A 12,535-nucleotide genomic window follows, 5' to 3' on the forward strand; every position below is an offset into this window, starting at 1 on the left:
CAAATAGTCCGGTAATGATGGCGAAGAGGCCACACCCGTTCCCATTCCGAACACGGAAGTTAAGCTCTTCAGCGCCGATGGTAGTTGGGACGCGAGTCCCTGTGAGAGTAGGACGTTGCCGGGCAATTTAAGAAACCAGTTCAGTTGATGAGCTGGTTTTTTTTGTGTTGTTTTTAAGACTGAAGGATACCTTCAAACGTTTGTTGAGAAGAAGGTACCGAGTGTTATGAGAAATAGCAGAAAGGTGTGTATGATTCATATTGGACGGATGCAGGGAATAGAAAGGGAAACATGGCATAAACGATTTTTACTTAATTCCTAACTATCAAACCCTTTGCATTGCCACACTGACCCTATTTATTAGACATTCTCTATATACAATCTAACCACTCCGATATCAAGAATGGGATTTTAATTTCAGCTATACTCAGTAAGCTATTGATAAAGGGAAGATCATAAAAGGGCATCTCCTTAAATAAGTCTGACCACCACTCCGTTTCATATCGGGAAATCATACTGAGGTTATACAATAGTAAATAAAGTATTAAAAGATCTGGTAAGGTAGAGGCTAATCCTTCTTTTTGTAAGGAAAGATGGAATGTGTCCGAATGTATATTAAATCTAAAAGGTACATCCCCAAGTATCGGAAGGTATGCTTTTTTAAAATGCAGATGCAATCTCTTCTCTCCATCCTGATGTATTTCCTGTATAGGTAGCTCCCACTTGGAGTTAAGAAAGTCCTTAAAACGTTCTGAGGTCATTTTATACTGATCCAAAACGATAGTCGGTAGATGGACTACAGTGTGTTCTTTGTTAAAAAGAACTTCAATACTTGTACATTTATTTTTTAATCTTTTAAAAAGGATTCCAAGCTCAGGGATTTCCTGAAGTATATCAATCATTGCTATTTTTTCGTTCTCCAATTGCTTTATTCCATATATCTTCTCGGCTGTGTGAGTAAATAATCCATGGCGCTGAATTTTAATTTCATCAAAAAGAAATTCGTATTGTTGTTTTTTCTTTTTCCTTGTGGATACCCCATGAGATAAGACAGCGGTTGTTTCCGGATAAAGCGGATCAACAACTAATAGACATGCCTTTAAAAAATGAGTAAACCCATAGTATAAAAGAAGCGGTTTTAGCTGAATAGGAAGAGTATCCAACTGTTTAAAATAAAGTATTCCAGTCTCAAGATAAGATATAAATTTGTTACAGTTATCGTAACTATATGTATCAGCATTCAGTAGTCCTAATTTATTATAGGCGTTTTTTAAGTATTTCTGTGTGTAGTTTGTTGAATAATAAGGTGAGAACAGATGATTATAATCATATTGTTGTTTGGACATAACTACCCCTCTTTAATTGTTTGAATATTTAAACTAGTTACTTTTTCCTTGACAGTAGTTTGTCCAATTGTTAATCTACAAATAAATTTTTTTGGGAATGGAGGACATAATATGTGGAAAGATAAATTTTCCAAAGAAGGCTTAACCTTTGATGATGTATTACTTATACCAGGTAAATCTGAAGTGTTACCTAAGGATGTATCACTAAAGGTGAGTTTAGCAGACAACTTAGCCCTAAACATTCCTATAATTAGTGCGGGTATGGATACAGTAACTGAGTCTGAGATGGCTATAGCAATGGCTAGACAAGGCGGACTGGGTGTTATTCATAAGAACATGTCTATTGAACAACAAGCTGAACAGGTTGATAAAGTAAAGCGTTCCGAAAATGGTGTCATAACAAAGCCATTTTTCTTAACTCCAGAAAACCAGGTTTACGATGCGGAGCATTTAATGGGCAAATATAGAATATCTGGTGTTCCGATTGTTAACAACAAGGAAGAAAAGAAATTGGTAGGTATTATAACAAACCGTGATATGCGCTTTATTCGCGATTACTCCATGCGTATTGATGATGTTATGACAAAGGAAAACTTGGTAACAGCTCCTGTGGGAACTAATCTAGAAGAGGCGCAGAAAATTCTACAGCAATATAAAATTGAAAAGCTCCCTCTAGTAGATGAAGAGGGTACACTTCAAGGCTTAATCACTATTAAAGATATTGAAAAAATAATTGAATTCCCAAGATCAGCAAAAGACAAATACGGAAGATTACTTGTAGCTGCTGCTGTAGGTGTTACATCTGATACTATGAAAAGGGTAGAGATGCTGGTTAGCGCAGATGTAGATGCGATTGTACTGGATACAGCGCACGGCCACTCTAAGGGTGTACTTGATAAGGTACGTGAAATTAGAGAAACATTCCCTGAGTTGACTATTATTGCAGGGAACGTTGCAACTGCTGAGGGTACAAGAGCGTTAATTGAGGCTGGAGCTGATATTGTAAAAGTAGGTATTGGACCTGGTTCTATTTGTACAACACGGGTCGTTGCTGGTGTAGGTGTGCCACAAATCACTGCCATTTATGATTGTGCAACTGAAGCAAGAAAGCACGGTAAGTCGATTATTGCAGATGGTGGTATTAAATACTCTGGTGATGTTGCTAAAGCATTAGCAGCAGGCGGACATGCCGTTATGCTGGGCAGCTTATTAGCAGGAGTGACTGAAAGTCCGGGAGACACTGAAATCTTCCAAGGCAGAAGATTTAAAGTATACAGAGGCATGGGTTCAGTAGCAGCAATGGAAAAAGGATCTAAGGATCGTTACTTCCAGGAAGATGCGAAGAAATTTGTTCCTGAAGGTATAGAAGGAAGAATTCCTTATAAAGGTCCATTAGCTGATACGATTTATCAGCTTATCGGTGGTCTTCGTGCAGGTATGGGTTATTGCGGAACGAAAGATTTAGAAGAGCTCAGAGAGAATTCACAATTTGTCAGAATGACTGGAGCTGGATTAAAAGAAAGTCATCCGCATGATGTACAAATTACAAAAGAGGCACCGAACTATTCCTATAACTAAGTTATCAAGCACTAAAGAAAAGATGGCAGAGTATCTTTATACTCTGTCTATTTTTTTTAGTCCTTTTATGATACAATAACAAAAGTGTTTAATCGACAATCATTGATAATCAGGGGGGATATACTTGAGACAGGCAAAACAATTAACTTCTTTACTTGCTGTATTAACATTACTTGTTACATTTGTTTTTCCATTCACGAATACTACTGCATATGCCGAAGACGAGCTAGGACTGAGTGCTGAGGCAGCAATACTAATAGATGCGACTAGTGGAAAGATTCTTTACGAAAAAAATTCTGATAAGGTGCTTGGCGTAGCATCCATGTCAAAAATGATGACAGAGTATCTTGTATTAGAAGCTATTGAAGACGGGAAAATTAAGTGGGATCAAACTGTTACAATTGACGAATATGTACATAAACTCTCAGGAGCTCCAGGTTTATCGAATATAGGTTTGACACAAGGTGAAACTTATACTGTTAAAGAGCTTTACGAGGCAATGGCCATATTCTCAGGTAATGCTGCTACAGTAGCTCTCGCACAAGTGGTTGGCGGTACTGAAAAGAATTTCGTGAAATTAATGAATGAGAAAGCCGAAGAGTTAGGTTTGAAAGACTATAAATTCGTTAACTCGTCCGGTTTAAATAACTCAAGCCTGCTTGGCCAGCATCCTGCAGGTGAAGAGAATGATGAAAATCTTATGTCAGCACGTGCAACTGCTAAGTTGGCATATCATTTAGTAACAGACTATCCTGAGGTGATAGATACTGCTAAAAAGCCAGAATTAAAATTTAAAGATGGCAAAACATATAAAAATTTCAACTGGATGTTGCCAGGATTGATTGCAGAGTATAATGGTGTAGATGGATTAAAGACCGGTTCTACAGAATTCGCCGGCAACTGTTTCACTGCAACAGCTGAAAGAGATGGAAAAAGATATATCTCAGTTGTGATGAAAGCAGACAGTAAAATGTCACGTTTTTCAGAAACTGAAAAAATACTTAACTATGCTTTTAATAACTTCTCCACAGAGGAGATTGTAGAAAAAGGATATCAAGTAAAAGGTCAAAAAACACTACCTGTTGCAAAAGGGAAAGAAAAGTCTGTAGCTATTGAGACAAACAAGGCAATTAACCTTATTGTAAAAAATGGCGAAAAGGAAAATCTTAAGACTAAACTAGTATTAGATAAGGACAAGCTTGATGAAGATGGCAACCTGGTGGCTCCAGTGAAAAAAGGAGATAAGGTTGGTTATCTAACTCTTGAATCCGACAAGAGTGATCTTGGCTTCTTAACAGAGGAAGGGCAAAAGAATATCAGCGTTGATGTTGTAGCTGCTGAAACTGTTGAAAAGTCAAACTGGTTTGTATTATCCATGAGAGCAATCGGAGGCTTCTTCGGTGATATGTGGGATAGTATCACTGGAGCAGTTAAAGGTTTATTCTAAAATTTTATTTTTATGATTGAATATAGTTGCGCGAAGAGTGTATGATAGTTAATAGAATATTAAATGAATAAACGAATAGCGTTGATGAGAACCAGTAATCAGAGTAGCATATCTGAAGAGAGCCAGTGGGTGGTGCAAACTGGCGATATCGTCTGATGAATCCATCTCGGAGCAGGATATCGAAATCTTAAAGGAGAATAAATATCCTCGGTTTTAAAAGCCGTTATCTTATGAGGTGGTAGGCATTTATATAAAATGCCTATAACTAGGGTGGCAACGCGGATAAAACTTCCGTCCCTTTTAGGGACGGGAGTTTTTTGTTTGTTTACAATAATTTAAAAGGAGGAATTTAGTATGCTTGATGTAAAACTATTGCGTGCAAACCTTGAAGAAGTTAAGGAAAAGCTAAAACACCGTGGGGAAGATTTGAATGATCTAGATAAATTTGAGGATCTCGATAAACGCCGCAGAGAATTAATTGTTGAAACTGAACAGTTAAAAAGCAGAAGAAATGAAGTCTCCCAACAAATTGCTATGCTGAAAAAAGAGAAAAAGGATGCCGATGCGTTAATTATTGAAATGCGTGAGGTTGGCGAAAAAATAAAAGGCTTCGATCAGGAATTGCGTACAATTGAAGAAGAACTGGATTCAATTATGATGACTATCCCTAATATCCCGCATGAAAGTGTTCCTGTCGGAGATTCTGAGGATGAAAACGTTGAGGCGCGAAAGTGGGGAGAAGTGAGAGACTTTGGATTCGAGCCAAAGCCACACTGGGAGATAGCTGCTGATTTAGGAATCATTGATTTTGAACGCGCTGGAAAAGTTACAGGAAGCCGCTTTGTATTTTACAAAGGATTAGGAGCAAGACTTGAACGTGCTTTAGCAAGCTTTATGTTAGATCTACACGTTGAAGAACATGGTTATACAGAAATGCTTCCGCCTTACATAGTTAATCGTGCAAGCATGACAGGTACGGGCCAGCTGCCTAAATTTGAAGAGGATGCTTTCTTAATTAACAGTGAGGATTACTTCTTAGTTCCTACTGCTGAAGTTCCAGTTACGAACTATCACCGCGATGAAATACTATCTGGTGATGAACTGCCAATAAGCTATGCTGCTTACAGTGCTTGTTTCCGATCTGAAGCAGGATCTGCAGGTCGTGATACACGTGGATTAATTCGCCAGCATCAATTTAACAAAGTAGAGCTCGTTAAATTTGTAAGACCAGAGGATTCTTATGAAGAATTGGAAAAACTAACAGGCCATGCGGAAAAAGTTCTGCAATTGCTTGGGCTTCCATACCGTGTGTTAAAAATGTGTACGGCAGATCTTGGTTTCACAGCAGCTAAAAAATATGATTTAGAAGTTTGGATTCCAAGCTATGAGACGTATCGTGAAATTTCTTCTTGCAGTAATTTTGAAGCCTTCCAGGCTCGTCGTGCCAATATTCGTTTCCGCAGAGATATAAACGCTAAGCCTGAGCATGTTCACACATTAAATGGATCTGGCCTAGCGATTGGACGTACTGTTGCTGCAATCCTTGAAAATTATCAGCAGGAAGATGGATCTGTATTAATTCCAGAAGCTCTTCAACCTTATATGGGTGGAAAAAAAGTTATCACAAAAGCTTAAGATGAAGAGCATTCACAAACTGCTGATATGGGGAAGGGTGCTAAAGTCCATTTGAAGGACTGTGTTGGAATCGATCCCTTCGCCAAATAATAAGTATAACTAACAAAGGGATATCCACATCCGCCAAGTTTGGCATGTGGATATCCCTTTTTATATAAAAATGAGTGCTCCTTAAAAGTTAGGCATTAATCTGCCTTTTAAGGGATGTTTATATAGATATTTTTTAATAGGAGATAATGCATTGAAGTGGTCAAAATATATTTAATTGGATTCGAATAAGTTATATAGCCTTAAGCGCAGGAATAGCTCAATCTGTTTTAGGTGGGTGGGGAGAGCACGTAGGATAGGGATTTTGAGAAATAACTGGCGGACTATATCTAATAGTAGAATGACAATGAAGATAAAATTAAAGACCTGATTCCGGTAAGAATAGCGAAATCAGGTCCTTTAAGCAGCCCTAATAGGTCAAACCTTCTAGGTAGTATAAAATGTAATATTTTTAAAATACCTTTTTCAATTTTCCAGATTGCTGAATTTGTTCTGATACACGTTCAAGAATATCGTGAACAGCATTTGGATCTTCAGCTAAATCATAATCTTTAATATTTAATCGCAATATTGGGCAAGCATTGAAGGAATTAATCCACTTTTCATATCTTCCATGCATTTCCTCCCAATATTCTACAGGAGTTTGCTGCTCCATTTCTCTGCCGCGCAATTGAATACGGTTAAGAATATCATCCAGGGAGCCTTCCAGATAAATAAGTAAATCTGGATGCGGAAAATATGGAGTCATCACCATAGCTTCAAAAAGACTTGTATAGGTTTCATAATCTGTTGGATTCATGGTTCCTTTGTCATAATGCATTTTTGCGAAGATGCCTGTATCCTCATAAATAGAGCGGTCTTGAATAAAACCACCGCCATATTCGAAAATACGTTTTTGCTCTTTATAGCGTTCTGCTAAGAAATAGATTTGAAGATGGAAGCTCCAACGTGAAAAGTCAGCATAAAAACTGTCAAGATAAGGATTAGTATCTACCTTTTCAAAGGAAGTACGAAAATCGAGTTCTTCTGCTAATGCTTTTGTTAATGTAGATTTTCCAACGCCGACAGTACCGGCTACAGTAATAACAGCACTTTTAGGGATTTGATATTTAGGATGAAGAATCATGAACAAACTCCTTTTTGCAGTTGATTAGATACAGACGTTAAGATCAAATCCAGGTCTTCTTTTCTTAGGATGAAGTCCATTTCATCACCATTAAAGCGAAGTACCGGGATATCAGGATGAGCTGCTTCAAATTCATTCATGAATTGAGCGTAGTCTTCTGATAACTGCATTAAATATTTTTCACTTATATTTTTCTCAAATTCTCTGCCGCGGAGTGCAATTCGATGCATTAGCGTTTCAATACTTGCGTCCAGATAAATGACCATATTAGGTCTTGGCATATCCATAGTTAGTATGGAGTATATGTCTTTGTACTTGCTGAATTGAGACTCTTGTATGGTTCTTTGGGCAAAGATGAGATTTTTAAAGATATGATAATCTGCTACGACGGGTTGATTATTTTGGATATACTTTACTTGAATATCCTCTAATTGTTTATAACGATTACATAGGAAGAACATTTCTGTTTGAAAGCTCCATTCCTGAATATCATCATAGAATTTATCTAAAAACGGATTTTCATCAACTATTTCCTTTAGCAGCTTATATTGAAAATGGCTGGCTATTGCTTTCGCCAATGAAGTTTTCCCCACACCAATGGGACCTTCAACAGTAATAAATGGGGTATGGTTCATATGAGGTCCTCCTTACCTTTATGTTACTCTTTTCTAAAGACCGAGTATTATTGTACCATATAGACTTAAGAATTCATTATAAATAATATTGATAAATAAAGTCCATATTTTTATAATCCTACTGTTTAAGGGGTTTTAGCAAAATGAATGATGATAAATTTTTTATGCAAGAAGCAATTGAACAAGCAAAAGCTGCACAAGACAGTAATGAAGTTCCGATTGGAGCGGTTATTGTTAAAGATGGAAAGATCATTGCTCGTGGGCATAATCTGAGAGAGACGAATCAAAGTGCTACCGCCCATGCTGAAATTCTAGCAATCCAGAATGCTTGCGAGAAATTGGGTACATGGCGACTTGAAGGGGCATCCCTATATGTTACATTGGAACCTTGCCCGATGTGTGCCGGTGCTATTTTGATGTCTCGTGTTGATCGGGTAGTATATGGTGCAAATGATCCAAAAGCAGGCTGTGCGGGAACATTTATGAATCTCCTCGATGATTCACGTTTTAACCATCAATGTGAGGTAATTACAGGGGTATGTGAAGAGGAGTGCAGTCACTTATTAACATCCTTTTTTAGAGACTTAAGGGAAAAGAAGAAACTCGCAAAGAGAAATAGACAGTCGGAAAACAATGGATGAATTTACAGGTTCAAGATATTGCATTTTTATTTATTTATAGGTATACTAATTTATGCGTCAGTAAAGACGCCTAATATTGGTTTCAAATTTGCCGTGCTAGGTGGGAAGGTAGCGGTGTCCTGTACTTGCAATCCGCTCTAGCAAGACGGAATTCCCTCCCTCGGTAGGTACTCTGTAGGGTCTGACCTTTGTAAGTGGTGTTGACGTCTGGGTCCTGCGCAATGGGAACTTATGAACCCTGTCAGGTCCGGAAGGAAGCAGCAGTAAGTAAGACCTCTCATGTGCCGCAGGGCAGCCTGGACTGAGCTAACTGCACTGGTTCCGCTTATGGATATCTATCAACGGAGGGTGCACGGCAGTTATTTACATAAAAAGATTAAAACCATTCGTTTAAAGAATGGTTTTTTTTATGCATTTTTGCCGTTTGTAAATGTCACTATTTACGATATAATATAAGGGATTATGTAAGGAAGGGGCAGGAATATTGGGTTATCAAGCATTATACCGAGTTTGGCGTCCTCAGGCTTTTGAAGATGTGATCGGTCAGGAACATGTTACTAAAACGCTCCAAAATGCCCTGCTGCACCAAAAAATATCCCATGCTTACCTTTTTTCAGGTCCACGTGGGACAGGTAAAACAAGTGCAGCGAAAATATTAGCGAAAGCAGTTAACTGTGAGCATGCCCCAGTTCAGGAGCCATGTAATGAATGTGCATCATGCAGGGGTATAACAGATGGTTCGATCTCTGATGTATTAGAAATTGACGCAGCCTCCAATAATGGAGTTGAAGAAATTAGAGATATACGTGATAAGGTAAAATATGCGCCTTCATCGGTTAAGTACAAAGTGTATATCATTGATGAAGTCCATATGTTGTCAACTGGGGCCTTCAACGCTTTACTGAAAACACTTGAAGAACCACCGGCTCATGTTATATTCATTTTAGCTACTACCGAGCCACATAAAATTCCTCTCACTATTATTTCAAGATGTCAACGCTTCGATTTCAAACGCATCACTCCACAGGATATTGTCGGAAGGATGGAAAGAATCTTAACTGAAACCGGCATTTCATACGATCAGAATGCATTATTGGTTATCGCAAGAGCGGCAGAAGGCGGTATGAGGGATGCCTTGAGTTTGCTGGACCAGGCCATATCATTTGGTTCCGACAACATTACATTAGAGGATGCACTGACCGTTACTGGAGCTGTTTCACAATCCTTTTTAACTAAGATTGTAAGTGCAATCTATAAGAGAGAGACAGCCGAAGCATTAAATCAACTCCAGGAATTACTAGCTTTAGGGAAAGATCCAATTCGTTTTGTTGAAGATATGATTCTGTATTTTCGGGACATGCTCCTATTTCAGGCGGCACCAGAGCTCGAGGATTCAATGGAAAGAGTTTATATAGATCAAGATTTTAAAGAACTTGCTGAAAACATTTCGTCAGATCAACTTCATTTTTGGATTGATCAATGGAATCGTTCTATTCAGGAAATGAAGTGGTCCAGTCACCCTAGAATATTTTTGGAGGTTTTGTTGGTAAAGCTTTGCCAAAGTGAACCGGAAAGCAGCAAGAGTTCAGTTACAGACGACACGATTCAAAAACTAATGAATAAAATCAATCAACTGGAAACTCAGTTAAACACCATACGTGAAAATGGAGTTGCGATTAATAAAGACTCAGCTCCTGCTAAAGAAAAGGCTAAAGTAACAACAAACCGATCCTTTAAAGTGCCGGTAGGACGAGTTAACGATATATTAAAAAGAGCAACCAAGCCCGATTTATTAAAGATAAAAAGCAATTGGGGTGGAATGCTTGAATCGCTGAAAAAATCACAGGCGGCATTATTAAATGATGCAGAACCTGTAGCTGCCTCCAATGATGCTTTTGTGTTAAAATTCAAATATGAAATTCATTGCCAAATGGCTATGAATAATCAGGAGTTCATCAGTGGTTTAAAGGGTACACTACAGCAAGTGACAGGCAATCTATACGATATTGTTGGCATTCCGGAAGAAAGCTGGCATAAAATTCGCCAGGAGTTTGTTTCTACTCAAAAACAAGACCAACCGGAATCTCAAGAGACAAATGAGGAAACAGAAGATCCGCTGATTTTTAAAGCAAGAGAACTTTTCGGCGATGAACTTTTAGAAATAAAAGATTAATTTTATGGAGGTAACAATATGCGCGGAATGGGCAATATGCAAAATATGATGAAACAAATGCAAAAAATGCAAAAGAAAATGGCGGAGGCTCAAGAAGAGCTTGGTCAAAAACGAATCGAAGGTACAGCTGGCGGAGGCATGGTGACAGTTATAGCTACAGGCCATAAAGAAATCGTTGATGTGAAAATCAAAGAAGAAGTAGTGGATCCTGACGATATCGAAATGTTGCAGGACCTTGTGCTTGCAGCTACAAATGACGCATTAAGAAAAGTGGATGAAATGACAAATAACACAATGGGTCAATTCACTAAAGGGTTAAATTTACCGCCAGGATTCATGTAAGGAGAAAAATTATGCATTATCCTGAACCGATATCCAAATTAATAGACAGTTTTATGAAATTGCCAGGTATTGGCCCGAAAACGGCCGCCAGACTGGCATTTTTTGTTTTGGACATGAAGGAAGACACAGTACTGGACTTTGCAAAAGCATTAGTTAATGCAAAGAGAAATTTAATGTATTGTTCTGTATGTGGTCATATTACTGATAAAGATCCTTGTTATATTTGTGATGATAATTATCGAGACAAATCTATTATTTGTGTCATACAAGAACCAAAAGATGTAATTGCTATGGAGAAAATGAGAGAATTTAATGGACTTTATCATGTGTTGCACGGCAGTATTTCTCCAATGGATGGAATAGGACCCGAAGATATAAATATTCCAAGCCTATTGAAGAGATTGCAGGATGAAACGGTAAAGGAAGTTATTCTGGCTACAAACCCTAATATTGAAGGAGAAGCAACAGCTATGTATATCTCCAGACTACTAAAACCAACTGGTATAAAGGTCACTCGTATTGCTCACGGTCTTCCAGTTGGCGGTGACTTGGAATATGCAGATGAGGTTACCTTATCAAAAGCTATCGAGGGTAGAAGAGAATTGTAACGATTGTAAGGAGGAAATACCTTGTTGTTTCGTAGAAAAGGAAAGCTGCGCAAGGAATTTGATGAAAAGCTTCTGGAGGATATCGGTACGATGAAGGTGAATTGGTTTAACCATAAAAGCCTTATCGAGACGAGTTACGATCCTTCATTTGATACAATCTCCCAAGCAAAGTTGAGTGAATTAAAGTATTATTATTTATTTAAAGAAGCGCGGAAACGGAAAATATCGGTCAAATAGGGTGTTGAGCACTAAATGATTGTTCTAATTTAATGGCCTGTCTCATACAGTATGAACAAATACTTGGGAGGGGTTTAATTGGAACATGGTGTATTTATTGCTGTTGTTGTCGGTATGATTCTTTTATTATTCCTAGTTGGAACACCTTTTAAGCCATTAAGGATGCTGGGACGTTTTTCAGTCAAGCTGATTATGGGAGCCGTTATATTATATATTGTTAATATAGTAGGCGGAAAATATGGGATGCATATCCCGATTAATCCATCCACTACTCTTGTATCTGGAATTTTAGGATTCCCTGGAGTTGCAGCTTTAATAGTAATTCAAAAATGGATTATCTCCTGAAAAGTTAGGCTGCAATCAGCAGTCTAACTTTTTTTGAAAAAAAGTATTGCAATATAGATATGTAAGTGATATATTAATAAACGTCGCTGCTGCAGTAAATAACATGAAGCAAGCGATAAAGAAAAAATAAAAAAGTTGTTGACAAAAGGTTGCTAACTTGATATGATAGTTAAGTCGCCAAAACGACAACAAAACAGATTGTTCTTTGAAAACTAAACAAAACGAAACGCCAAGCAAGTCTAAAAACAAGAGATTTTTAAAATCTCGTCAATTTGCTTTAAAATTTAGCTAGATCAAACATCTTTCGGAGAGTTTGATCCTGGCTCAGGACGAACGCTGGCGGCGTGCCTAATACATGCAAGTCGAGCGAATCT

12 protein-coding genes, 2 rRNA genes, 1 other RNA gene and 1 other annotated feature are annotated in these 12,535 nt (G+C 37.9%); of the genes, 12 read left to right on the forward strand and 3 right to left on the reverse strand.

Going from position 1 to position 12,535, the window contains the following annotated elements:
* Window positions 1–7: 7 nt before the first annotated feature.
* Window positions 8–124: ribosomal RNA gene (gene rrf, locus FHY47_RS18645) — 5S ribosomal RNA — on the forward strand.
* Window positions 125–371: 247 nt separating this feature from the next.
* Here the strand turns inward: rrf and FHY47_RS18650 are convergent.
* Window positions 372–1,346: a YaaC family protein gene (locus FHY47_RS18650; protein WP_066103303.1), complete on the reverse strand. Its 975-nt coding sequence runs from the start codon at window positions 1,344–1,346 to the stop codon at window positions 372–374.
* Window positions 1,347–1,457: 111 nt separating this feature from the next.
* On the opposite strand from FHY47_RS18650, the gene guaB reads away from it, so the two are divergent.
* The 3 genes from guaB to serS all read left to right on the forward strand — a co-directional run bounded on the left by guaB (window position 1,458) and on the right by serS (window position 6,006).
* On the forward strand, window positions 1,458–2,924 hold the full coding sequence (gene guaB, locus FHY47_RS18655) for an IMP dehydrogenase (RefSeq protein ID WP_066103306.1): 1,467 nt from the start codon (window positions 1,458–1,460) through the stop codon (window positions 2,922–2,924).
* A gap of 124 nt (window positions 2,925–3,048) precedes the next feature.
* Window positions 3,049–4,371, forward strand: a complete 1,323-nt coding sequence (locus FHY47_RS18660) for a serine hydrolase (RefSeq protein WP_066103310.1) — start codon at window positions 3,049–3,051, stop codon at window positions 4,369–4,371.
* Window positions 4,372–4,443: 72 nt separating this feature from the next.
* Window positions 4,444–4,673: a binding site (T-box leader), on the forward strand.
* A 52-nt stretch (window positions 4,674–4,725) separates the two neighbouring features.
* Window positions 4,726–6,006, forward strand: a complete 1,281-nt coding sequence (gene serS, locus FHY47_RS18665) for a serine--tRNA ligase (RefSeq protein ID WP_066103313.1) — start codon at window positions 4,726–4,728, stop codon at window positions 6,004–6,006.
* Window positions 6,007–6,505: 499 nt separating this feature from the next.
* Here the strand turns inward: serS and FHY47_RS18670 are convergent, their stop codons facing one another.
* Together FHY47_RS18670 and FHY47_RS18675 are read right to left on the reverse strand one after the other, a co-directional pair.
* Window positions 6,506–7,180 carry a deoxynucleoside kinase gene (locus FHY47_RS18670; protein ID WP_066103316.1) on the reverse strand — a complete coding sequence of 225 codons (675 nt, stop codon included), beginning with the start codon at window positions 7,178–7,180 and terminating at the stop codon, window positions 6,506–6,508.
* Window positions 7,177–7,815, reverse strand: coding sequence for a deoxynucleoside kinase (locus FHY47_RS18675; protein ID WP_066103319.1), 639 nt, complete (start codon window positions 7,813–7,815; stop codon window positions 7,177–7,179). Before FHY47_RS18675 ends, FHY47_RS18670 begins: the two co-directional genes overlap by 4 nt.
* A 143-nt stretch (window positions 7,816–7,958) precedes the next feature.
* On the opposite strand from FHY47_RS18675, the gene tadA reads away from it, so the two are divergent.
* The 8 genes from tadA to FHY47_RS18715 form a co-directional block, all read left to right on the forward strand.
* On the forward strand, window positions 7,959–8,456 hold the full coding sequence (gene tadA, locus FHY47_RS18680; RefSeq protein ID WP_066103321.1) for a tRNA adenosine(34) deaminase TadA: 498 nt from the start codon (window positions 7,959–7,961) through the stop codon (window positions 8,454–8,456).
* A 91-nt stretch (window positions 8,457–8,547) separates the two neighbouring features.
* Window positions 8,548–8,812: signal recognition particle sRNA large type (gene ffs, locus FHY47_RS18685), an RNA gene on the forward strand.
* A 128-nt stretch (window positions 8,813–8,940) separates the two neighbouring features.
* On the forward strand, window positions 8,941–10,629 hold the full coding sequence (gene dnaX, locus FHY47_RS18690) for a DNA polymerase III subunit gamma/tau (protein WP_066103322.1): 1,689 nt from the start codon (window positions 8,941–8,943) through the stop codon (window positions 10,627–10,629).
* 18 nt (window positions 10,630–10,647) lie between these two features.
* Window positions 10,648–10,971, forward strand: coding sequence for a YbaB/EbfC family nucleoid-associated protein (locus FHY47_RS18695; RefSeq protein ID WP_066103325.1), 324 nt, complete (start codon window positions 10,648–10,650; stop codon window positions 10,969–10,971).
* A gap of 11 nt (window positions 10,972–10,982) precedes the next feature.
* Window positions 10,983–11,579, forward strand: coding sequence for a recombination mediator RecR (gene recR, locus FHY47_RS18700; protein WP_066103328.1), 597 nt, complete (start codon window positions 10,983–10,985; stop codon window positions 11,577–11,579).
* A 21-nt stretch (window positions 11,580–11,600) separates the two neighbouring features.
* Window positions 11,601–11,816, forward strand: coding sequence for a YaaL family protein (locus tag FHY47_RS18705; RefSeq protein WP_066103333.1), 216 nt, complete (start codon window positions 11,601–11,603; stop codon window positions 11,814–11,816).
* Between the two features lie 78 nt (window positions 11,817–11,894).
* Window positions 11,895–12,161, forward strand: coding sequence for a pro-sigmaK processing inhibitor BofA family protein (locus FHY47_RS18710; RefSeq protein WP_066103336.1), 267 nt, complete (start codon window positions 11,895–11,897; stop codon window positions 12,159–12,161).
* Window positions 12,162–12,462: 301 nt separating this feature from the next.
* Window positions 12,463–12,535: ribosomal RNA gene (locus FHY47_RS18715) — 16S ribosomal RNA — on the forward strand; the annotation flags it as partial.

Source organism: Bacillus sp. E214 (assembly GCF_008087365.1).
GTDB lineage: Bacteria > Bacillota > Bacilli > Bacillales > Pradoshiaceae > Pradoshia.